Source organism: Curtobacterium sp. MCBA15_013, assembly GCF_001865095.1.
Taxonomy (GTDB): Bacteria; Actinomycetota; Actinomycetes; order Actinomycetales; family Microbacteriaceae; genus Curtobacterium.
Genome location: NZ_MJGQ01000023.1, coordinates 46,686 through 67,190, shown reverse-complemented (window position 1 = coordinate 67,190; position 20,505 = coordinate 46,686). Strand labels below are relative to the sequence as shown.

Annotated in this window: 24 protein-coding genes; 14 read left to right on the top strand and 10 right to left on the bottom strand. The window is 71.4% G+C overall.

Annotated features, from left to right (window positions below):
* Window positions 1-37: 37 nt before the first annotated feature.
* Both BIV01_RS12395 and BIV01_RS12390 read right to left on the bottom strand, forming a co-directional pair.
* On the bottom strand, window positions 38-1,510 hold the full coding sequence (locus tag BIV01_RS12395) for a glycoside hydrolase family 32 protein (RefSeq protein WP_071303035.1): 1,473 nt from the start codon (window positions 1,508-1,510) through the stop codon (window positions 38-40).
* Window positions 1,507-2,589: a LacI family DNA-binding transcriptional regulator gene (locus tag BIV01_RS12390; RefSeq protein WP_071303034.1), complete on the bottom strand. Its 1,083-nt coding sequence runs from the start codon at window positions 2,587-2,589 to the stop codon at window positions 1,507-1,509. The genes BIV01_RS12395 and BIV01_RS12390 overlap by 4 nt, the downstream gene beginning before the upstream one ends.
* A gap of 137 nt (window positions 2,590-2,726) precedes the next feature.
* On the opposite strand from BIV01_RS12390, the gene BIV01_RS12385 reads away from it, so the two are divergent.
* From BIV01_RS12385 to BIV01_RS12355, 7 genes are all read left to right on the top strand, one after another.
* Window positions 2,727-4,133, top strand: coding sequence for an ABC transporter substrate-binding protein (locus BIV01_RS12385; RefSeq protein WP_071303033.1), 1,407 nt, complete (start codon window positions 2,727-2,729; stop codon window positions 4,131-4,133).
* Complete coding sequence (locus BIV01_RS12380; protein WP_071303032.1) at window positions 4,133-5,080, top strand: carbohydrate ABC transporter permease; 948 nt, start codon at window positions 4,133-4,135, stop codon at window positions 5,078-5,080. The genes BIV01_RS12385 and BIV01_RS12380 overlap by 1 nt, the downstream gene beginning before the upstream one ends.
* Window positions 5,077-5,985, top strand: a complete 909-nt coding sequence (locus BIV01_RS12375) for a carbohydrate ABC transporter permease (protein WP_083295207.1) — start codon at window positions 5,077-5,079, stop codon at window positions 5,983-5,985. Before BIV01_RS12380 ends, BIV01_RS12375 begins: the two co-directional genes overlap by 4 nt.
* The gene (locus BIV01_RS12370; protein WP_071303031.1) at window positions 5,982-7,457 is read left to right on the top strand and encodes a glycoside hydrolase family 32 protein; all 1,476 of its coding nucleotides are present in this window, start codon (window positions 5,982-5,984) and stop codon (window positions 7,455-7,457) included. Before BIV01_RS12375 ends, BIV01_RS12370 begins: the two co-directional genes overlap by 4 nt.
* A 52-nt stretch (window positions 7,458-7,509) precedes the next feature.
* The gene (locus tag BIV01_RS12365; protein ID WP_071303073.1) at window positions 7,510-8,439 is read left to right on the top strand and encodes a carbohydrate kinase family protein; all 930 of its coding nucleotides are present in this window, start codon (window positions 7,510-7,512) and stop codon (window positions 8,437-8,439) included.
* Window positions 8,440-8,502: 63 nt separating this feature from the next.
* On the top strand, window positions 8,503-8,715 hold the full coding sequence (tatA, locus tag BIV01_RS20360) for a twin-arginine translocase TatA/TatE family subunit (protein WP_071303030.1): 213 nt from the start codon (window positions 8,503-8,505) through the stop codon (window positions 8,713-8,715).
* Between the two features lie 31 nt (window positions 8,716-8,746).
* Window positions 8,747-9,049: a hypothetical protein gene (locus BIV01_RS12355; protein WP_071303029.1), complete on the top strand. Its 303-nt coding sequence runs from the start codon at window positions 8,747-8,749 to the stop codon at window positions 9,047-9,049.
* An 82-nt stretch (window positions 9,050-9,131) separates the two neighbouring features.
* On the opposite strand, the gene BIV01_RS12350 is transcribed toward BIV01_RS12355, so the two are convergent.
* Window positions 9,132-9,602, bottom strand: coding sequence for an RNA polymerase sigma factor (locus tag BIV01_RS12350; RefSeq protein WP_175473710.1), 471 nt, complete (start codon window positions 9,600-9,602; stop codon window positions 9,132-9,134).
* Between the two features lie 129 nt (window positions 9,603-9,731).
* Window positions 9,732-10,406: an alpha/beta hydrolase gene (locus BIV01_RS12345; RefSeq protein WP_071303028.1), complete on the bottom strand. Its 675-nt coding sequence runs from the start codon at window positions 10,404-10,406 to the stop codon at window positions 9,732-9,734.
* A 103-nt stretch (window positions 10,407-10,509) separates the two neighbouring features.
* Between BIV01_RS12345 and BIV01_RS12340 the strand changes: the two genes are divergently transcribed.
* Entirely contained in the window at window positions 10,510-11,496 is a 987-nt protein-coding gene (locus BIV01_RS12340; RefSeq protein WP_071303071.1) for an amidohydrolase family protein, read from the top strand.
* Window positions 11,497-11,523: 27 nt separating this feature from the next.
* A complete protein-coding gene (locus tag BIV01_RS12335; protein WP_071303027.1) occupies window positions 11,524-12,054 on the top strand; it encodes a GNAT family N-acetyltransferase in 531 nt (176 codons plus the stop codon).
* A 341-nt stretch (window positions 12,055-12,395) separates the two neighbouring features.
* On the opposite strand, the gene BIV01_RS12325 is transcribed toward BIV01_RS12335, so the two are convergent.
* From BIV01_RS12325 to BIV01_RS12310, 4 genes are all read right to left on the bottom strand, one after another.
* Window positions 12,396-12,917, bottom strand: coding sequence for a hypothetical protein (locus BIV01_RS12325; RefSeq protein WP_071303025.1), 522 nt, complete (start codon window positions 12,915-12,917; stop codon window positions 12,396-12,398).
* Between the two features lie 80 nt (window positions 12,918-12,997).
* Complete coding sequence (locus tag BIV01_RS12320) at window positions 12,998-14,071, bottom strand: threonine aldolase family protein (protein WP_071303024.1); 1,074 nt, start codon at window positions 14,069-14,071, stop codon at window positions 12,998-13,000.
* A gap of 4 nt (window positions 14,072-14,075) precedes the next feature.
* Window positions 14,076-14,759 (bottom strand): SDR family oxidoreductase, encoded by a 684-nt coding sequence (locus BIV01_RS12315; protein WP_071303023.1) that lies wholly within the window; start codon window positions 14,757-14,759, stop codon window positions 14,076-14,078.
* On the bottom strand, window positions 14,756-16,204 hold the full coding sequence (locus tag BIV01_RS12310; RefSeq protein ID WP_071303070.1) for a DUF6421 family protein: 1,449 nt from the start codon (window positions 16,202-16,204) through the stop codon (window positions 14,756-14,758). The genes BIV01_RS12315 and BIV01_RS12310 overlap by 4 nt, the downstream gene beginning before the upstream one ends.
* A gap of 218 nt (window positions 16,205-16,422) precedes the next feature.
* On the opposite strand from BIV01_RS12310, the gene BIV01_RS12305 reads away from it, so the two are divergent.
* Window positions 16,423-16,926, top strand: coding sequence for a GNAT family N-acetyltransferase (locus BIV01_RS12305; RefSeq protein ID WP_217642555.1), 504 nt, complete (start codon window positions 16,423-16,425; stop codon window positions 16,924-16,926).
* Between the two features lie 169 nt (window positions 16,927-17,095).
* On the opposite strand, the gene BIV01_RS12300 is transcribed toward BIV01_RS12305, so the two are convergent.
* The gene (locus BIV01_RS12300) at window positions 17,096-17,329 is read right to left on the bottom strand and encodes a PLDc N-terminal domain-containing protein (protein WP_022907408.1); all 234 of its coding nucleotides are present in this window, start codon (window positions 17,327-17,329) and stop codon (window positions 17,096-17,098) included.
* Between the two features lie 221 nt (window positions 17,330-17,550).
* On the opposite strand from BIV01_RS12300, the gene BIV01_RS12295 reads away from it, so the two are divergent.
* Genes BIV01_RS12295 through BIV01_RS12285 form a run of 4 tightly spaced genes read left to right on the top strand, consistent with a single transcriptional unit; the run spans window position 17,551 to window position 19,951 of the window.
* A complete protein-coding gene (locus BIV01_RS12295; protein ID WP_071295709.1) occupies window positions 17,551-18,081 on the top strand; it encodes a WxL domain-containing protein in 531 nt (176 codons plus the stop codon).
* The gene (locus BIV01_RS12290) at window positions 18,078-19,130 is read left to right on the top strand and encodes a hypothetical protein (RefSeq protein WP_071303022.1); all 1,053 of its coding nucleotides are present in this window, start codon (window positions 18,078-18,080) and stop codon (window positions 19,128-19,130) included. The genes BIV01_RS12295 and BIV01_RS12290 overlap by 4 nt, the downstream gene beginning before the upstream one ends.
* Window positions 19,117-19,272 carry a hypothetical protein gene (locus tag BIV01_RS19810; protein WP_175473709.1) on the top strand — a complete coding sequence of 52 codons (156 nt, stop codon included), beginning with the start codon at window positions 19,117-19,119 and terminating at the stop codon, window positions 19,270-19,272. Before BIV01_RS12290 ends, BIV01_RS19810 begins: the two co-directional genes overlap by 14 nt.
* Window positions 19,273-19,312: 40 nt before the next feature.
* Window positions 19,313-19,951, top strand: a complete 639-nt coding sequence (locus BIV01_RS12285; protein ID WP_071303021.1) for a TetR/AcrR family transcriptional regulator — start codon at window positions 19,313-19,315, stop codon at window positions 19,949-19,951.
* Window positions 19,952-20,008: 57 nt separating this feature from the next.
* Here BIV01_RS12285 and BIV01_RS12280 read toward each other — a convergent pair whose 3' ends face one another.
* A complete protein-coding gene (locus BIV01_RS12280; protein ID WP_071303020.1) occupies window positions 20,009-20,443 on the bottom strand; it encodes a hypothetical protein in 435 nt (144 codons plus the stop codon).
* Between the last annotated feature and the right edge of the window lie 62 nt (window positions 20,444-20,505).

Here is a 20,505-nt window from a genome sequence, read left to right as displayed (position 1 = left end):
CTGGCACCGCGCCTCCAGTCCGTCAGTGCGGAGCCCGTCAGCGTGTGCTGACGGTGACCCGGGTCAGCGCGAACGCACCGTCCTGCGCGAAGAGCGCGAGGCGCCCGGACGGGCGGTCGTAGAGGCGCGTGCTCAACGCGACGGAACCGTCGACGACGGCGACGCAGAGGTCGCCGTCGAGGTGCACGTCGATGCGGTGCGGGCCGGGAGCGAGCGGGACCGGGCGCTCGAGCTCGACCGCGTGCGGGACGTCACCGAGGATCTGCCACTGCTCACCGCCGGTCGTACCGCGCGGCCACCGATCGAGGACGAGTCGGGAGCGGTCCGGTTCGAGGCGGAGCGCGTAGCCGGCTTCCGCGTCGTCGCTCGTGCGCAGGAGCACACCGAACGACCGGGTGTCCGGGGCGACGTCGAGCTCGATCGTGACGAGTGCCTCGGCGGGGAGTTCCGGCCCGGTCCAGGATGCGAAGCGGCTCGATGCGCCGTCTCCGACGACCGGTGCCGCGCCGTTCACGGGTGTGAAGACATCGGTGACGTCGACCTCGTTCGCGTACGCCGCTCGGAGCGTCCGGGGGAGGTCGAAGCGCAACGATCCGTCCGGTCGCTGGTGCGCCTGGAGGGTCGCCATGGTGCCGGCCCACTGCCACGCCCCGGCGTCGCGCTCGCCCTCCTTCGTGGCGATCCACCCGACGAAGAAGCGGTCCTCGCCGAGGGCGACGGTCTTCGCGGCGTAGAACGCGCGGCCGTCGACGGTGTCGTCGGCGGGCGCGAGCCACGGTCCGTCGGGCGACGTCGCGACGCGGTAGCGCGTGCAGAACGCGTCGGAGAACTCGGAGTACACGAGGTACCACCAGTCGCCCCACCGGAAGACGTCCGGGCACTCGTGGGCGATGAACCGGTGCGGCGCCCAGATCGGGTCGGCGTCGCGCCAGGTGACGAGGTCGTCCGACTCGAGGCGGGCGACGAGACCGGAGCGGCGGTGGGGCTCGTCCGGGCGGCGGGTCGCGAGGAGCATCTGCCAGGGGCGCTCGGGCGACGGGCGGAAGACGAACGGGTCGCGCCAGTCCTCGGGCGCGTAGCCGGGGAGTGCTGGCAGGTCCCACTCGGGGTGCTTCGTCCAGCGCGTGAGATCGCCGTCGGAGGTCGCGTGGCAGACGACCTGGACGTCCTTCCGGCCGAGATCGGTGTCGGTGGTGATGCGCGGGTTGTGGCCGGTGGAGAACAGGTGCAGGAGCCCGGAGTCGTCGCGGACGACGCTGCCCGTGTAGCAGTCGAAGTCGCTGGCGTCGGGTCCGCCCGAGGGGAGCACGACGCCGTGGTCCTCGAAGGTCACGAAGTCCGTCGTCGAGACCGCGCCCCAGGGCATGCCCGTCGCACGGTCGACGGGTGCCGCGTCCGGCCGTTCGTCGAGCAGGTAGTACAGCCAGGCCCGGTCGTCGGCCGCGAACGGGATGACGTCGCCCACGAAGCCGTTCGACGGGCGGAAGTGGGTGCTCGGTTCGGCGGTCACTGGGGCTCCTGCGGATCGGTTGCGGTTGCGGGTGCGGGTGCTGGTGCGTCCCGTGGCGTTGCGAGGGAGCTTCGCGGGACGTACTCGCAGGGCACGAGGTGGCGCCCGGGATCGTGCGTCTCGGCGAGCAGGAGGGTGCCGGCGTCGAAGCCCATCTGCTGGTGGGGGAGCGCGACCGTGGTCAGCGGCGGGTGCATCTGGTCGGCGAGGTCGGGCTGGTCGTCGAAGCCGACGATGCTGACGTCTTCCGGGCAGCGGAGCCCGAGGGACTGCGCCGCCATCAGCGCGCCGACGGCCATGCGGTCGTTCCCGCACACGAGCGCGGTCGGCGGGTCGTCGGCGAGGAACTCCATCGCGAGGTCGTAGCCGGAACCCACCTGGTAGGTGCCGTACCGGACGGGGACGGCGTCTGCTCGGAGCCCGGCTTCGGCCGCGGCCTCGTCGAACCCGCGCTTGCGCTCGCGGCAGGCGTAGTCGTCCTCCGGACCACCGAGGAACGCGACGTCGGTGTGCCCGGCGGCGAACACGGCAGCGGCGACGTCGTGGCCACCCTGGAACTCGTCGGCCAGCACGGTGACGGCCGGGGCGCCGTCCGGCGGGAAGCAGTTCACGAAGACCGTCGGCACGCCCTCGACGCCCGACACCGGCGTGACGTCCTCGGGGCCGGGGGCGGCGTAGATCAGGCCGGCGACGCCCTGCTGCACGAGGTTCGCGACGGCCGCCGTGCCGCCGTCGGACGTCTGCGCGGTCTCGACGACGAAGCAGACGTACCCGGCTTCCTGCACGGCCTGCTGCACACCGAGCACGATGTGACCGGCGTAGGGCTGGGAGACGAGCCGGTCCGCGATGACCCCGACCGTGTAGGACCGGTTCGACCGCAGGGACTGCGCGGCACGGTTCGGCTGGAAGTTGAGCGCCTTCGCCGACTCGAGCACACGGGCCCGGGTGTCCGCGGCGATCGAGACGTCGCGCCGGTCGTTCAGCACGAACGAGACCGTCGGCTGCGAGACGCCGGCATGCCGCGCGACGTCCTTCATCGTGACGCGGTGCGACGGTTCCGTCTGCTTTCGGCTCGCCATCTGTCCTCCTTCGACATGCTCATCATGGCAGAAGCAAATACGTATTGCCCCATCTGGACGACGTGTGTACAGTCGGCGAGCAAATACGTATTGGCTCCGACTCGACGGGGCCACGATCGCTCAGAGAGGAGCGACCCATGGCGAACGGATTCAGCACTCCGATCGACCGACGCACGCTGTTCAAGTTCGGTGGTGCCGGACTCGCACTGGCCGGCATCGGATCGCTCGCGGCGTGCTCCACCTCCGGCAGTGGCGGTGGCGCGACGGGCACGATCAAGATGCTCTACTTCGGGGAGCAGAGCGCGGCGACCGCACTCCAGAAGGCCATCGAGCCGAAGATCCGGCAGCTCGACAAGACGGCGAAGCTGCAGGTCACGGCCATCAACGGCACCGACTGGAACGACTTCCTGGCGAAGGTGCTCACGCAGATCGCTTCCGGGGACGTGCCCGACATCGTCAGTGTCGCGACCGAGGGGCAGCAGCTGCTCGCCTCGAAGAACCTGCTGACGCCGCTCGACGACCTCGTCACCAAGAACCTGTCCGGGCTGTCGACGTACTTCAGGGGCATCCACCCCTCGCTGGTCGAGTCGACGATGTACCAGGGGCACCTCTACACGCTGCCCGACAGCTTCAACGCCGGCAGCATGTTCTACTCGACGTCGCTGTTCGACAAGGCGGGGCTCTCGCGTCCGGCTGCGAACTGGTCGATGGACGACTTCCACTCGTCGGCGGAGAGCCTGGCCAAGGTCGGCGGCAGCACCTACGCGTTCGACTGGGTCGTGCGGCTCTGGGGCAGCTGGACCTCGTTCCTCTACGCGAACGACGGCAACCTCCTCGAGGAGGGGCGCTACTCCGGCGGCGACTGGCTCTGGGGCAGCAAGGCGTTCGACGGCAACGCCGTGGGCGTGAGCGGCCGCAAGGGCGGCTGGAAGTGGGGCGACCCGACGGCGAACTCGGACGCCGCGGTCGAGGCGCTGCAGTACGTGATCGACCTGCAGAAGTCGGGGGCGTCCCCGTCGCCCGACGTCGGCGGTGGCGGCACGCTGCAGGGCCTCTTCGCGTCCGGGCGCATCGGCATGACGATCGGTGGCGGGTTCTGGGCGGGTGGTCTCCACAACGCGGGCATGAAGGACGGCAGCTTCGACGTCGTGGAGTTCCCGACGTGGAAGAGCAACAAGTCGCTCTTCGGTGCCGGCGGGTACGGCATCTTCGACTCGTCGAAGCAGAAGGACCTGGCGTTCGAGGTCATCAAGCTGATGGTGCAGCCGGAGAGCTTCGACGCGCTCTGGCCCGGCAACGTCACGACACCGGCGCAGAAGTCGCTGCTGACGGCCGATCGGTACGAGACCACGGGGCCGGAGCACTGGTCGGTGTTCTACGACCAGCTCGACAACTCGGTGCCGATCTCCGCACCGCCCTACTACAACGCGCTCGCGACGGCCCTCAACCAGCGCACCACCCAGGCGATCTCGTCCGGCAACGCGAAGAAGGCGCTCGACGGCCTGCAGGCCGACATCGAGAAGGCCGCCGCGCAGGCGTCGTGATGACCGCGACGACAGGATTCCGCTCCCGGCGGGCTGCCGAGGTCGCAGCCCGCCGCCCGGCGGCCAAGCGCGTCCGACGCCGTGAAGCCTCGTTCGGCTACGCGATGATCGGACTGGCGGTGGTCTTCGTCGCCGTCTTCACCTTCATCCCGATCCTCGCGTCGCTCGGGCTCTCCTTCACGTCGTGGGACGTGATCAGCAGCCCGGAGTTCGTCGGTCTGGACAACTACGTGCGGCTGTTCACCGACGGTCCGGTCCTGGCCTCGTTCGGGGTGACCGTCGTGCTCGCGGTCTGCATCGTCGCGTTGCAGATCTCGCTCGGCATGCTGTTGGCGGTGCTGGCGAACAACCGGAAGCGCAACGCCACGCGCGTGTTCTTCCGGACGTCGTTCTACCTGCCGCTGCTCGCGTCGTCCGCGGCGGTGTCGATCTTCATGGGCTACATCTTCGACACCAAGTTCGGGCTCATCAACTACTACCTGAACGAGATCGGGCTCCCGGGCGCGCACTGGCTCAACGACCCGTTCTGGGCGAAGGTCACGGTCGTGCTCGTGGTGGTCTGGCAGCAGGTGGGCTTCACGTTCGTCCTGTTCGTGGCCGCCCTGATGTCCGTGCCGGTCGACGTCCAGGAAGCCGCAGCGATCGACGGAGCCGGGCCGTGGCGCACCCTCTTCCGGATCAAGATCCCGTTGATCAGCCCGACGATCCTCTTCGCCACCGTGATCGCGATGATCAACGCGATGCAACTGTTCGACCAGCCGTTCATCATGACGAAGGGCGGGCCGGGCACCGCGACGACGACCGCGACCATCTCCCTCTACCAGGCCGGCTTCCAGAACCTGCAGTTCGGGTTCGCCTCCGCCATCGCGATCCTGTTGCTCGTCATCATCGGCATCATCACCGGGATCCAGTTCATCGCCGCACGAAAGCTGGTGTTCTACCAATGACGACCACCGACGTCATCAACCCGCTCCACGCGCCGGAGACCGTCGCGCAGCCGAGCGTCGCCCACATCGTCCGTCGCCGCCGACCGGTGGCGAAGGTCGGCAGCGTCATCGGGCTGGTCATCCTGATCATCGCCGCGGTGTTCGCGCTCGGGCCGCTGCTCTGGACCCTGACCACCTCGCTCCGCACCCCGGCCGAGTCGTTCGACAACCCGCCGCAGTGGATCCCGCTCTCGTGGGACTTCAGCAACTACGCGGCCGTGTTCAACCAGATCCCGATCGGCCAGTTCTTCGTGAACAGCGTGCTCGTCACACTGCTCATCGTGGTCGGCCAGACCATCACCTGCACGCTCTCGGGCTACGCGTTCGCGATGATCAGCTTCCCGGGGAAGAACACGATCTTCGGGATCTTCCTCGCCACCATGATGGTGCCGATCCAGACGATCATCATCCCGGTGTTCGTCATCCTGAAGGACATGGGACTGACCGGCTCCATCGCCTCCCTCATCGTCCCGGCCCTCGGCAGCGCGTTCGGCACCTTCCTGATGCGGCAGTACTTCATGCAGATGCCGAAGGAGCTCGGTGAGGCGGCGCGCATCGACGGAGCGACGCAGTTCGGCGTCTTCTGGCACGTGTACTCGCGGATGGCCAGCCCGGCGATCGCGACGCTCGCGATCCTGAACTTCTCCGGGTTCTGGGCCGAGTACTACCGGCCGCTGATCTTCCTGAACCAGCAGGACACGTTCACGCTCCCGCTCGGCCTCGTCGGCCTGCAGGGCAACCTCGGCACCGGCTCGATCTCGGTCGTGCTCGCCGGCGTGGTCCTGACGATGATCCCGAGCGTGCTGCTGTTCATCGTCGCCCAGCGGTACTTCATCGAGGGCGTCACGGCGGGGTCGTCACGATGACCGACACCCCCGTGACCGAGGCGCCTTCGGCAGCGGCCCCGCCGGCCGACGCCCGCGCCGTCCCCACCCCGTCCCAGGAAGCAGCACCGACCGTGATCGCACCAGCCGACCACCACCTCCCGCAGTTCCACGTCCGCCTGCCCCGCGGGTACGTCAACGACCCGAACGGCCCGATCGACATCGGCGGGCAGGCCCACCTGTACTTCCAGTCCCGGCCGCGCGTCGACCTCGACGTCCCGGTGGAGTGGGGACACGTGACGAGCGACGACCTCGTGCACTGGACGCTCCACCGTCCGGCGATCGTGCCGGTCCCGGGCGGTGCCGACTCCGGTGGTGCGTGGTCGGGCAACACGGTCCTGCACGACGGGGTCGTCCGCGCCTACTACTCCGGCAAGGTCGACCACAGCCCCTTCCAGTCGGTGCTGCTCGCCGAGTCCACCGACGGCGGAGCCACCTTCGGAGCCCCCGTGCAGGTCGTCGCGGACCCCGGAGCCGAGGAATCGATCACGATGTTCCGCGACCCGTTCGTGTGGTCCGACGGAGACGGGTGGTCGATGGCCGTCGGCGCCGCGGACGCCGACCAGGTGGCGTCCGTCCGGCACTACCGCTCGACCGACGGTGTCGACTGGGCGTTCGCCGGCGACCTCGTCGCCATGCCGCGCGCGACGGTGCACGGCATCGACACCGGCGAGGGCTGGGAGTGCCCGCAGATCATCACGATCGACGGCGCCGACGTGGCGATCGTCGCGTCCTGGTCCCACGCGGAGGGGCCCGGCGACGTGCTCGCGGTGCCCCTGACCGGTGACCCGAGGCCCTCCCGGATCGACGACGGGCAGCACTTCTACGCGGCCTCGGTGATGCGGACGGGGTCGTGGGGCCCGGTGCTGTTCGGGTGGATCACCGAGGGCCGGACCCAGGAGTGGACCGAGCAGGCCGGCTGGTCGGGTGCGATCTCCCTGCCGCGCCGCGCCTGGGTCGCGGATGGACGGCTCCTGACCGAGCCCCACCCGGCCCTCGATGCGCTGCGCGTCGGTTCGGCGACGGACGGCCGCGCGGAGACGATCGGCGCCCAGGCAGAGATCGTGCTCCAGGACCCGGTCACCGGTCGCATCCGGGTCCGGTTCTCCGACGCCGAGTTCCTCGACATCGTCGTCGACACCGAGGCGGACACGCTCACCGTCGACCGGTCCTGCGCCAGCACCGACCAGCGGGCGGACCGGCGCCCCGCCGAGATCCGTCATCCGTTCGACGCCGCGGCGGACCGGCCTGCGGTGCGTGTGCTGCTCGACGGCTCCGTGGTCGAGGTCTTCACCAGCGCCGGACGCTCCGTCACGACGCGGGTCTACCCGGTGCAGGCACCGCCGTGGACCGTCGAGGCCCCGGAGGGTGCGTCGTGGTGGCCGCTCGAGTGCTCGGTCACCTCGGTGGCGTCCGCTCCGCGGGCGGTCGTCGCCGGCGCCGGGACTGCCTGATGTCGCTGCGGTACGTTCCCGTCGCCGGTCCGGGAACGACACGGACGTGTCGATGATCACCGTCGCCGGCGAAGCGCTGGTCGACGTCGTCGGTCAGGGCCGCGAGGTCCCCGGCGGCGGGCCCGCGAACGTGGCGCTCGGCCTGGGGCGGCTCGGCGCCGAGGTCGAGTTCGCGACCTGGCTCGGTGCGGACGAGCGAGGACGGCGCATCGCGCAGCACCTCGAGGCCTCGGGCGTGCAGCTCGTCGCCGGCGGCTTCGGCGCTGCACGGACGTCATCCGCGACGGTGCTGCTCGGTGCGGACGGGCAGCCCAGCTACGCGTTCGACATCGAGTGGGACCTCCCGCGCCTCCAGCGGACACCGGAGTGGTTGCACGTCGGATCCATCGCCGCGTTCCTCCAGCCGGGGGCAGAGAAGGTGCTCGCTGCGGCCGAACGGACCACGGCCGCCGGTGGGATCGTCTCGTTCGACCCGAACGTCCGCCCCGCCCTGCTCGGCACCCGGTCCGGAGCACGCGCCCGGTTCGAGGAGCTGGCGGCCCTGGCGACCGTGGTGAAGCTCTCCGACGAGGACGCGGCATGGCTCTGGCCCGGGCGTGACACCGACGCGGTGCTCGACGCGATCATCGCGCTCGGGGCGGAGCTCGCCGTCGTCACCGCCGGGGCATCGGGATCCGTCCTGTCCACGGCCTCGGAGCGGGTGACGGTGCCGGGGGAGCGCGCGGCCGTCATCGACACGGTGGGCGCGGGGGACACCTACACCGCGGCGCTCCTCTGGCAGTTGACCTGCTCGCGGCCGTGGCCGGGGGACTCGTCGTCGACGGGCAGCGACTCGTCGCTGGGGCACCTCGACGGCACCGCGCTGGAGGAGCTGGGTCGGACGTGTTCCATCGCCGCGGCGATCACGGTCGGGCGGCGCGGGGCCGACCTGCCGACCATCGACGACGTCCGGCTGGCCTCCGGCCCGAAGGCCGTCCGGTGACCGCGTCGACCGTGCGGACCCACCGACCCTCGTCCACCACCTGAACCCTCGAAGGAGAACACCGTGCTCGGCAACCTCACCGGCATCCACCTGCTCGTCATCCTCGGCATCGTCATCCTGCTCTTCGGCGCCACCAAGCTCCCCGCCCTGGCGAAGGGTCTCGGGCAGTCGCTCACGATCTTCCGCCGCGAGGTCCGCGACACTGAGCCGCACGGCACCCCGACCGGCGACTCCACTCCCGCCGCGACGTCGACCCCGACGACGCCCGGCGAGTGACGACACCGCCTCGGGCTGAGCGGAGCGCACCGTGGACGCCGAGAAGCTGATCGTCATCGGGATCGTCGCCGCGGTCTTCGTCGGACCGCACTGCCTCGTCGGTCTCGCGCAGCAGCTCGCTGGGTTCGTCCGACAGCTCCGTCACTGGGCGGAATCCACGAAGGCCCAGGTCGAGGAGGAGATCGGCGTCGAGATCGACTGGTCCGAGCTCGACCCGCGTCGGTACGACCCGCGCCGGATCATCCGTGATGCGCTGACGCACCCGTCGTCAGCGAGCGAGTCGGGGGAGCGGGCGTCAGCGGCGACATCCAGCGCTGGCGAACCGCAGGCGTGAGGATCCTGTGATGCGGCTCGCGGTGAGTGCGGGACGGGAGGCGCGGTGCCAGCTGGCACCGCGCCTCCCGTCCACCGTCAGGTCACCGCCACGCCGCCAGCTCACGCGAGAACGTCGCCCGCGCCCGGACGAGCATCCCGCGCACGGTCGAGACCGGCAGGCCGAGCGCATCGGAGACCTCCCGGTAGGACAGCTGCTCGACGTGCCGCAGCTCCCAGCACCGGCGCTGCGTCGCGGGCAAGGTCATGAGCACCGCCGACGCAGCCTGCGCGAGGGACGCACGCTCGGTGACACCGGTCGGGGCGTGGTCGTCCGCTGCAGGCGTGGACTCGTCGAGCCGTCCGGTGACCCGCGCGGCGGCCCCGCTGAACCGGTCGTAGCTCCGCCGCCGAGCAGTGGTCACGAGCCAGCCGCCGATCGCCGCTGCATCGACGATCGACCCCAGGTGCGTCCACGCCGCGAGGAACGTCTCCTGCACGACGTCGTCGGCGTCCGCGTGGGAGTGCAGGACGCGCATGGCGGTGGCGTGCACGAGCGGCGTGTGCCGTCGCACGATCGATGCGAAGTCCGCGGATTGCGGTGGTGCTGCGGTGGGGGCGCGCATGAGCACGGTGGGCTCCGATCCTCGGGTGGATGCGTCCAGGGGATTCGGAATCGGGTCACGTCGAGAGGGTCGGGCTGCTTACCCCAGATCGCGGGGGAGCGGGCCTGGTGCGGGGCCGCCCGACCAGCGCCGGACGGCGTCCTCGTCGAGCGCGGTGATCCCGTGGTGCACCGGGAGGGTGACGTGGTCGACGACGGCTCCCACGGCACGCAGGCGCTCGGCGGTCCGGAGGCCGTCGCTCGCCGTGCGGCGGGCATCGAACCGGGCGTCGAGCGCCAGCACCGGGACGCCGGAGCCGGTGCCGACCGGTTCGGACTGGAAGGGCGGTTGCGGTCGGATGAGGACTCCGGCGGTGAACAGGTCCGGACGCAGCTCGAGGAGGGCGGCAGCCGCGATCGCCCCGTTCGAGAAGCCGAGCACGAACCGGTGTGCGGCCGGCGCGAGCTGCGCGCTCCCGTGGTCGACGGCGTCGGTGAGCAGTGCGATGCGCGCCCGCAGGTCGTCCTCGTCGAGGCTCCGGTCGGGGCGACGGCGGAAGTGCGCGTACCCCTGCGGCGTCGGTTCGGTGCCGCGCAGCGCGATCTTCGCGTCGTCGGGTGCCAGCCGATCCGCGAGGGGGAGGAGGTCGGTCTCGTGACCGTCGGACCCGTGGAGCAGCACCCACGTCGTGCCGGTCGGACGCGGCGCGTCAGGGACCGAGAGCACGAGTTCCGTGCCGAGCGGTGATCGCAGCGAGCGTGTCCACGAGTGCACGGGTCGATCATGCTCCGCAGCGTGCTCAGAGGACCGTGCACAGATGGTCGCCGACGGCGGCCGTACGGTTCACTCGACAGGGGGCGAGCGCGAGGACGACACCATGGCGGATCTGCTGATCGGGATCGAGGAGCACTGGGTGCACGAGGGGATCGACCGTGCGCAGCGCGCGCTGCCGGCTGACCGGCGCGACGACAGCCTCGTCCTCAACGACCACGGCGATGCCGCGCGGCGCCTCGGCGACATCGGGAGCGAGCGCCTCGCCGCGATGGACGCACAGGGCGTCGACATGCAGGTCCTGTCCCTCGCCCCTCCGGGCACGCAGGGGCTCGACGCCGCCGACGCGATCGCCCTGAGCCGCGATGCGAACGACGAGGTCGCTGCCGCGGTCGCCGCACACCCGGATCGCTTCCGGGCCTTCGCGACCCTGCCGCTCGGCGACCCGCACGCCGCCGCCGTCGAGCTGGAGCGCGCCGCAGCACTCGGCCTCGTCGGCGTCATGCTGCACGGCCGGACCGGGGACGTCCTGATCGACGACCCGCGTTTCGAGGATCTCTGGACCGTCGCGGAGCAGCTCCGGCAGCCGGTGTTCATCCACCCGCAGATCCCGCCGCGGGCCGTCCGGGACGCCTCCTACACCGGCGTCGGAGGCCTGCCCGACCTCGCGCTGGCGACCTTCTCGTGGGGCTGGCACCTCGAAGCGGGAACGGCCGCGCTCCGGCTCATGGCGCGCGGCGTGCTGGATCGCCACCCGTCGCTGCAGCTCGTGCTCGGGCACTGGGGCGAGCTCCTGCTGTTCTGGCACGACCGCGCCGACGGACTCGCACGTGCGGCCGGCCTCGAACGGTCGATCACGGAGTACCTGCGCGAGAACGTCTGGATCACGGCCTCCGGCATGCTCGACCCGGCGATGCTGCGGCACGCCCTGAGCATCACGACGCCGGACCGGCTCCTGTTCTCGACCGACCACCCGTTCCAGCAGCCCACCCGCGAGGAGATCGCCGCCTTCCTCACGGCACTGCCCGATCAGCAGGCCCGCTATGCCATCGCGTCGGGGAACGCCCGCCGGCTGTTCGGTCTCACGGGCTGAGCACCCCGCCGCCGGTACGCTGCGGACATGCCGGGGGACTTCATGATCCGAACCACGACCGAGCGCGACTGGGAGCAGGTGCGCGCCCTCCGCATCGAGAACGCCACGGACGACCCGATCTCCTACGGCGCGACGCTCGATTACACGCTCGCGATGACCGAGGACGACTGGCGGCTCCGCGCCAGGCGTGGCGAGGGGACCGAGACGACGAGCGTGGTGGCGGTCGACCGAACGGGCCGCTGGATCGGGATGATGAGCGGCCAGGTCGGTGACGCGTACGGCAACGATCCCGTGCTCACCGGCGTGTACGTCACGCCGTCGTTCCGCGGCCGGGCGAACGGCGTCGCGGATGCGCTGCTCGACCACGTGGTCGGGTGGGCAGCGGGGCACGGCGAGCGGCTCCGCCTCGAGGTGTACGACCAGGCGGTGCCGGCTGGGCGCTTCTACGAACGTCACGGGTTCCGGGCGAGCGGTCGCTCCCGCGACTTCCGACTGCTGGGGCAGGAGCGGGACGCCCCGTCGCTGCGCCTGGTCGAGTTGGTGCGGACCGTCACGTGACCGGCTGACGGACGGGAGGCGCGGTGCGGCCCCGCCCCGCGCCTCCCGTCCGCCGCTGTGGTGCGTCGGCCGCGGTCCAGGCCGCGATCACCGCGCAGACACTGCCGCGATGGCCTCGCTCACCGTCGAACCGGGGTGTTGCTCCCGCCAACGCCGGACCTCCGTCGGGTCCGGTGTGCTCCCAGGCGGCCCTGCTGTCGAGCCGATCACCGGCGACGCGAACGCGGCGTAGGTGAGCGTCCCCAGGGCCGCCACGCAGGCGTACACGAGATCGAGCGCGTACCAGGCGCCAGCGGTGGCAGCGAGCCCGCCGCAGACGATCAGTGCCGGGCCCCAGCGGCTCACCGGAAGCACCCGCGCTTGACGGCGGCCACGCCGAGCAGCTCGGCCCCGAGCGCTGCGGCAGCTCCGCCGAGCGCGCGGATCTTCTCCCAGCTGAAGGATGCGCCCCACATGACGCGGACGGCCTTCGTGACGCCGCCGAGCGAGTTGATCAGGCGCTTGATCTTCAGGATCTTCGCGACGGGGAACGCGGTGGATGCGATCAGGAGCGCGATCGCGCCGGTGCATTCGAGGACACTCGCGCGCGCCGCTGTCAGGACGTGCTGGTTCGCGGCGATCCACGCGTCGTACGCCGCCTGACCTTCGAGCAGGACGCGCTCGGGCACTCGTTCGATCAGCTCGAGACCGCCGGCGATGTCGGCGGCCTGGAATTCGAGTTCCATGGCGACCGTCGCCGTGTCGACTGCGATCGGACCCTGCGTCGCGGACGCCGGCGGCGCTGACAACAGCGGTGTGCAGAGTCCGGCCGCGAGCAGGACGGCGACGGCGATCTTCGACGGTGACAAGATGGATGACTGCATGTGCGTTCCCTCCGGTCCGGCACCCCTTGCCGGCGGCTCCACCCTGCCGGTAGCCGGTGAAATGCGCAAATGTCAGTGGCTCAGACGGCGGCGAGCTCCCGTGACAGCGCCGCCACGAACGCGTCGATGTCCTGCTCCGAGGTGTCGAACGAGCACATCCACCGCACCTCGTTCCGGCTGGCGTCCCAGTCGTAGAACCGGAAGTGCTCGCGCAGCCGATCGGCCACGCCGGCCGGCAGCGTCGCGAAGACCCCGTTCGCCTGGGTCTCCTGGCTGAACCCGACGCCACGGATGCTGCCGTCGGCGATCCCCGCCTCGAGGGCGCCGCGGAGTCGCTGCGCCATGGCGTTGGCGTGCCCGGCCGACCGGAGGTAGAGGTCGTCGGTGAGCAGCGCGATGAGCTGTGCCGAGACGAAGCGCATCTTCGACGAGAGCTGCATGTTGAGCTTGCGGAGGTAGTGCAGGCCCTCCGAGGCATCGGGGTTCAGGACGACGATCGCCTCGCCGTAGAGCATCCCGTTCTTCGTCCCGCCGAAGCTCAGCACGTCGACGCCGGCGTCGGTGGTGAAGTCGCGCAGGGGGACCCCGAGGCTCGCGGCCGCGTTCGAGATGCGGGCGCCGTCCATGTGCAGCGTCATGCCGAGCGGGTGGATGTGGTCGGCGATCGCGCGGACCTCGTCCACCGAGTAGGCGGTGCCGAGCTCGGTGGTCTGGGTGATCGAGACGACGAGCGGCTGGGCGCGGTGCTCGTCGCCCCAGCCCCAGGCCTCCTTGTCGATGAGCTCGGGGGTGAGCTTGCCGTCCGGCGTCTCGACGGGCAGCAGCTTGATCCCGCCCACGCGCTCGGGGGCGCCGGCCTCGTCGGTGTGGATGTGCGCGGTCGAGGTGCACACGACGGCGCCCCAGCGGGGGAGCATCGACTGCAGTCCGACGACGTTCGCGCCGGTGCCGTTGAACACCGGGAACGCCTGCGCCTGCGACCCGAAGTGCTCCCCGACGACCTCGTTGAGCCGTGCGGTGTACACGTCTTCGCCGTAGGCGATCTGGTGGCCGTCGTTGGCCGCGGTGATCGCCGCGAGGATCTCGGGGTGGATGCCGGCGTAGTTGTCCGAGGCGAAGCCCCGCAGGTCCAGGTCGTGGAGTCGAAGGGTCACGCGTTCATCCTAGGTTCGGGGCGTCGCCCGCCGAGAGCGGGACGCGGGTGCCGTTCACGGCCGCGGGGTCGGCCGACCAGAGCCGCACGACCTCGTCGCCGAGTCGCACCTCGAGGCCGGCGAGTGCACGCACGACGAACACGACCGCGGCGGCGGTGTCGGGCGCGTCCGTGCCGAACCCCTGGGCGACGGCGCGGACCCAGGCGTCCGAGGCGGCCTTCGCGGCGGCGTAGTTCGCGGCGCCGGCGGTGGGCGAGTCGACGGTGGTGGAGGAGACGAAGGCCAGGCGTCCGGCGGGGGAGGCGACGAGGTCGGCGAAGAACTCCCGCGTCGTGTTCCGGAGCGTCCGGAAGGCCCGGTCGAAGAAGTCCCAGTCGTCGTCCGACTGGCCGGCGATGCTGCCACCGCCACGCCAGCCACCGACCAGGTGGACGAGCCCGTCGATCGGCCCGAGGTCCGCGTGGATCCGCGAAGCCAGCGCGGCGACGTCCGCACGCGACGAGAGGTCGCACGTGTGGGTGGTGACGCCCGGGACGGCGGTGCTGAGCGCCTCCAGGCCCGCCGCCCTCGTGCCGACCGCGACCACCGTCGCACCGGCGGTGACCAGCGACCGAGCGACGGCCTCGCCGCTGGTGCTGGTCGCGCCCGCGACCAGCACCACGCGACCGGAGAGCGACCGATCGCTCACGCGGCGACGTCCGTCGTCCCGGTGATCCCGGCCGTCGACGCGATGACCGGCGCCATCTTCTTGTTGAGCGCCTCGTAGAACATCGACAGCGGGAACTCGTCGTCCATGACCGCGTCGGTGTAGCCCTTCGGCGGTCCGGCGAGCGTCTCGGTGGGGAGTCCGCGCGCCCAGGCCGAGGCCGGGTGCGGCGTGAGCGTCCGGGTGAGCATCTCGTACGCGGCGAGCCAGTGCGCTGCCTTCGGCCGGTCGATCGAGCGCCGGTACAGCTCGTTGATCTCGTCGCTGAGGGCGATGATGACGTACGGGACGGCCTCCCAGTCGATGGTGAGCTGCGTGTCCGTCCAGTGCAGGACGTCGTGCTGGTGCATCCACGCGAAGAGCAGCTGGCCGCCGAGGCCGTCGTAGTTGCGGACACGGCTGCCGGTGATCGCGAAGCGGAAGATGCGGTCGAACACGACGGCGTACTGCACGAGGCGCGCGTGGTCACGGATGGCGCGCTGCGCGTCCTGGAGGCTCGCATCCGGCAGCGCCGAGAGGGTGCGTTCCAGACGCACGGACTCGCGGAACGCGGTGAGGTCGCAGCGCAGCTCCTCGAGCGAGTAGAGGAAGAACGGCATCCGCTGCTTGATCATGAACGGGTCGAACGGCAGGTCTCCGCGCATGTGCGACCGGTCGTGGATGATGTCCCACATCACGAAGACCTGCTCGGTGAGCTCCTGGTCGTCGAGCATCGCGCGTGCGTCGTCAGGAAGGTCGAGCTTGGTGATCTCGGCGGCTGCGCGGACGACCCGGCGGTAGCGGGCGGCCTCGCGGTCCTGGAAGATCGCGCCCCACGTGAACGTCGGCAGCTCGCGCATCGCGACGGTCTCGGGGAAGAGCACGGCGGAGTTCGTGTCGTACCCGGGCGTGAAGTCGACGAACCGCAGCGCGACGAAGAGCGCGTTGCCGTAGTCCCCGGCCTCGAGCTCGGCGATGAACTCGGGCCAGATGACCTCGACCAGGACGGCCTCGACGAACCGCGAGGAGCTGCCGTTCTGCGTCACCATCGGGAACACGACGAGGTGGCCGAGCCCGTCGACGCGGTGCTGCTGCGGCTGGAACGCGTTCAGGGAGTCGAGGAAGTCGGGGACGCCGAACCCCTCGTCGCGCCACCGGGCGAAGTCGTGCTGCACGGCCTCGAGGAAAGCCGCGTCGTGCGGGAAGTGCGGTGCGAGCTCGGCGATGGCCGGGACGATCGTCGCGACGTGCTCGGTCGCGGCACGGTGGTCGCCCGGCTCGGGCACGGAGCCGTCCTGCGCCTGGACGGTCTGCAGCGCGGTGACGGCGTCCTGGAGCCGGAGCCATGCCGGGTGGGCGGCGACCTCGCGCACGGACAGGCGGTCCTCGACGACCTCGGGTTCTCCGACGATGGCGTCCTTCGAGAACTCCTGGACGAACTGCGACATGTCGTACCTCCCGTCGTTGGGCTGGCTGCGGGTGCGCTGGTGCATCGAGCCTAGGGAAGATCGGGGGGCGCAAAGTTGCCCATCTGCGGCGGAAACGTGCGCGTCCGGCGGCCCCGCGCTCCGAACTGATCGCACCGCGCAAGGTTCCTCCGTTGTAGGGCTGGACTGCGCTCGACATCGCTTCACCGGTACGGTCGCAGTGAGCTTCAGGGAGGACCGTGGACGAACGGATCAGCGACGGGTCGAGCGTCGACGTCGTCCACCCCGGTGACCCGGTGGCCGACGGGATCGTGCGGACGTACCTCGCCGAGGTCGCGTCGCGCTGGTACGGACGCCCGGCGACCGAGGACGAGGTCGACCAGGCGCTGCGCGACGAGCCGTACGACGACCTGCAGGGTGCGTCCGGGGTGTTCCTCGTCGCCGTCGAGCAGGGGCGGGCGATCGCGTGCGCCGGAGCGCGGTTCGGTGCCGGTGTCGGTCTCGGTGTCGCCGAACTCACGAAGGTCTTCACCCTGCCCGAGGCGCGTGGACGGGGCACGGCGGCCCGACTCGTGCGCGAGCTCGAGGCGGCGTGCCGTCGCCGCGGGATCGGCGTGCTCCGGCTGGACACCCGTGCCGAACTCGCCGAGGCCTGTGCGCTCTACGAGCGGCTCGGGTTCGAGCGCGTGCCCGCCTTCACCGACGACCCCTACTCGGACCGGTGGTACGCGAAGCGGCTCTGAACCGCAGCGACCGTGGGTCGGGAGGCGCGGGGCGGCGCCGCACCGCGCCTCCTGGTCGAGCCGTGGTCGCGTCCACGGCTGCCGGGCCGGCGACCGGACCCGGCTGGGTCAGCGCCGCCGCTCCGCGCGGCGCATCGGGACGTGGCCCCACCAGCCGAGGCCGTCGGCGTCAGGCGCTCGGGCCGCTCGTCCGGTTCAACCGGTCGGCCGCACGCCCGAGGAGCCAGTTCACGGCCCACCCGACCACGCCGATGACCGGCACCGCGACGATCACGACGGTCCAGACGATCTTCACGAGGTCGCTCCGACGTCGGTCCCGCCACACCTGCACCAGCGCCAGTACGTCCAGCGCCAGCACGACCAGCAGGACCAGCACGTGTGCGCCGCCCAGGTTCTCGAGCACGTCGTTCTCCCCTCGTCCGCCGCGGCGCAGGGATGCGCCGCGCGGCGGTCCAACGATAGGAGGGCGCGGCGGGTGGTTCGTCAGTCCAGCGGTTGACATCGGTGATCGATGGTCCCGGTGCCGGCCACGACACCCGCATCCGAGGGGTAGACGTCACGTGTTGCTCAAAATACGATCGTCTACTGAGTGCAGATCACCTGCGCGCCGATCGAAGGAGCCCCATGTACCGGACACGTACCGCCCTCGCCAGCACCGCCGTCGCTGGCCTCGCCATTGCGGCCATGATCAGCGTCGCGACCCCTGCCGCCGCCGACAGCCAGACCACGGCGGTCGCCGCAGTCGAAGCCGGAGCACTGTCGATCTCCGCGCCCACCGCGCTCACCCTCGGGTCGGCGGCACCGGGGACGACGGGTTCCGCGACCCTCGAGGGCGTCGTCGTGACCGACGATCGCGCCGGGACCGACGGGTGGGTCGCATCCGTGACGGTGACCGACTTCTCGTCGGCCAGCGTGGACCGCCAGCTGCCGGCGTCCGCGCTGACCTACGCTCCCGGACAGGCCGTCGTGACGGGGACGGCCACCCTGACGCCGTCGACGGTCACCGGCAGCACGACGGCCGCGGCGGTGCAGACCGCGGCTGCCGTCTCGGGGAACAACACCGCGACCTGGGACGCGACTGTCGGTCTCGCCGTGCCCGCGGACGCCCTGGCCGCCGATGACTACACGGCGACGATCACACACTCGGTGGCGTGACTCGACGAGCTGCGCACAGCCTCCTCTTCGTCGCCGCGGCGAGCATCGTGTGGTCCGTCCTCGTGGTCCCGGCCGGGGTCGCCGTCGCGGGGACGGGATCGAGGCCGGAACCGGGGATCGGCGTGCAACTGCTCCCAGGGGCCGAGGCCACGGACCGGTCACCCACCAGTCGGTACATCCGGGACGCGCTGCGGCCCGGGCAGACGGTCGAGCGGATGATCCGTGTGACCAACGCTTCGGACACGGAGCGGGCGGTGTCGATGACCACGACCGCGGCCGGGATCACGGACGGAGCGTTCCGGATCGACACCGCACCGCGGAGCGAGCTGACCGACTGGATCGGGCTGGACCCGGCGTCCGTCGACGTTCCGGCGAGGTCGTCCGCCCTGGTCCGGGTCCGCATCGCCGTCCCTCCGGACGCGACCGGCGGGGAGCGGTACGCGGTCGTCTGGGCGGCCACCGCCTCCGAGCGGCCGGACGGGACCGGTCTCCGGATGGTCAGCCGGGTCGGGGTGCGGGCGTACGTGGCCGTCAGCGGGCCGGCCGCCCTCCGCACGGCGTTCCGGGTGTCGGAGCCGCGCGTCGGACCGAGTGGGGACGAGCGGACCGTGCTCGCGGACGTCCGCAACACCGGCGAGCGCGCGGTCGACCTCACCGGCACGCTCGTGCTCGCGGACGGACCGGCAGGGGCCGTGCTCCCGTCGATCGCCGGGGACCGGCCGCGGACCCTCGCGCCGGGTCAGCGGGCCGCGCTGAGCTTCACGGTCCCGGCTGCGGTGGCGCCCGGCACCTGGCTCGCACGGATCGCCGTCACCGACGGCGTCACCACCGAACGGACCGCGGGGAGCATCGCCCTGCCGAGCGCCTCGCCGAGTGCCGCCACGCGCATCGACCGGGCGTCCGGCTCCCATCCGTCCGTGGGGCTCGTCCCCGTCCTGCTCGTCCTGCTCGTCCTCGCCTCGGCGACGGTGACGGCCCTCGTGCTCCGGCGCCGCCGCTCGACGACCGCTCCGACTCCACCGGAAGGAACCCCGCATGTCCCTCACTGACCAGATCCCGAGCCTCGACGCCCCGGTGCAGCTCCACCTCGAGACGTTCCTCACACTCCGCGAGGGCGAACCCATCCGCGTGCTCTGCGACTGCGGGTTCGGGCGCGACCACCGCACGGAACGGGGTGTGCCCGTGGAGTGACCGACGGGCGGGTGGCCCCGCGCCCACCTAGGATCGTCGGGTGAACCAGCGCCAGGAACAGCGAGCTCGGACCCGGCAGCGGATCATCGAGGCCGCGGCGCAGGAGTTCGCCCGGAACGGCTACGCAGGGACGTCCTTCTCGTCGATCGCGGCGTCGATGGGGAAGCCCAAGTCCTCGATCGGGTACGAGGCGTTCCCCTCGAAGCAGGCCCTCGCGAACGCGGTGGTCGAACAGCACCTCGATCGGCTCGAGGCCCTGCTCGGCCGGGTCGAGCGCACGATGCGCCCCGGTCTCGACGCACTGCTCATCGCGATGCGCGCAGGCCTGCACCTGGACCGAACGAGTCCGATCGCGAGCGGCGCCCTGCGGCTCATGATCGAACAGAGCGGCGAGCAGCGGTCGAGCCGGGTCGAGCACGCCCTGGACTTCGTGCGGCGGAACGTGCGGGCCGCGATCGAGGACGGCGACGTCCCGGCGACGGTCGACGCGGGCGTGCTGGCACGTCGGCTGCTGACCGGCGCGCTCGGCGCGCACGCGGCCAACCTCTTCCGACTCTCCGGCACGCCGGTCGACCAGAGCGTGCAGACGAGTTGGGAGATCGTGCTCCGCGACGCGGGAGCCTCACCCGAGCGCATCCGGACACTCGCGGCGTACCCGCTCGACGCGATCCTCGCCTGAGCGGTCGCGCCGCAGCGGGCCACCGGACGGCTGGGCGGCGCGTCGACGCCGGGGTCGCTAGAACAGGTTGCCCCCGCTGGCGACCTGGATCGCGACGACGGCTCCGGCGAAGACCACCAGCACGCCGACCAGCGTCGCGAGTGCGACGGGCCACCCCGTCCGGCGTCGGGCACGGCGCGCGATCGAACCGACGACCCCCGCGACGAGGACGACGAGCGTGAGGACGAGGTGCCAGTTGCGCACGGCCGCGCCGGGGTCGTCAGCGCTGCTGCACCCCGGCGACGGTTGCGCGCACCCGGCGAACGCGAGCTGGCCGATGAGGACGACGAACCACGCCGCCGGGCTCACCAGGACGGCCGCGCCGAGGAGCAGGACGGTGGCGACGAGGTCGACCGAGCCGGGGTCGCGGGGTGGCGGCGCCTGCTCGGCTCGCGGCGGGCGCAGCACCAGGTCGTCGCCGGGATCGTCCCACCAGTCCTCGCGTGCCCCCATGCACCCAGCGTAGGTGGGAGCGGTGGACGCGAGTGGACGGCGGACGGGAGGCGCGGGTCGGG

What these genes read in the sequence shown, in the direction of transcription:
- BIV01_RS12390 (WP_071303034.1), bottom strand. Translation starts at nt 2,589, where the DNA reads ATGGCGAGCCGAAAGCAGACGGAACCGTCGCACCGCGTCACGATGAAG.
- BIV01_RS12385 (WP_071303033.1), top strand. Translation starts at nt 2,727, where the DNA reads ATGGCGAACGGATTCAGCACTCCGATCGACCGACGCACGCTGTTCAAG.
- BIV01_RS12380 (WP_071303032.1), top strand. Translation starts at nt 4,133, where the DNA reads ATGACCGCGACGACAGGATTCCGCTCCCGGCGGGCTGCCGAGGTCGCA.
- BIV01_RS12375 (WP_083295207.1), top strand. Translation starts at nt 5,077, where the DNA reads ATGACGACCACCGACGTCATCAACCCGCTCCACGCGCCGGAGACCGTC.
- BIV01_RS12370 (WP_071303031.1), top strand. Translation starts at nt 5,982, where the DNA reads ATGACCGACACCCCCGTGACCGAGGCGCCTTCGGCAGCGGCCCCGCCG.
- BIV01_RS12365 (WP_071303073.1), top strand. Translation starts at nt 7,510, where the DNA reads ATGATCACCGTCGCCGGCGAAGCGCTGGTCGACGTCGTCGGTCAGGGC.
- BIV01_RS12340 (WP_071303071.1), top strand. Translation starts at nt 10,510, where the DNA reads ATGGCGGATCTGCTGATCGGGATCGAGGAGCACTGGGTGCACGAGGGG.
- BIV01_RS12335 (WP_071303027.1), top strand. Translation starts at nt 11,524, where the DNA reads ATGCCGGGGGACTTCATGATCCGAACCACGACCGAGCGCGACTGGGAG.
- BIV01_RS12325 (WP_071303025.1), bottom strand. Translation starts at nt 12,917, where the DNA reads ATGCAGTCATCCATCTTGTCACCGTCGAAGATCGCCGTCGCCGTCCTG.
- BIV01_RS12310 (WP_071303070.1), bottom strand. Translation starts at nt 16,204, where the DNA reads ATGTCGCAGTTCGTCCAGGAGTTCTCGAAGGACGCCATCGTCGGAGAA.
- BIV01_RS12295 (WP_071295709.1), top strand. Translation starts at nt 17,551, where the DNA reads ATGTACCGGACACGTACCGCCCTCGCCAGCACCGCCGTCGCTGGCCTC.
- BIV01_RS19810 (WP_175473709.1), top strand. Translation starts at nt 19,117, where the DNA reads ATGTCCCTCACTGACCAGATCCCGAGCCTCGACGCCCCGGTGCAGCTC.
- BIV01_RS12280 (WP_071303020.1), bottom strand. Translation starts at nt 20,443, where the DNA reads ATGGGGGCACGCGAGGACTGGTGGGACGATCCCGGCGACGACCTGGTG.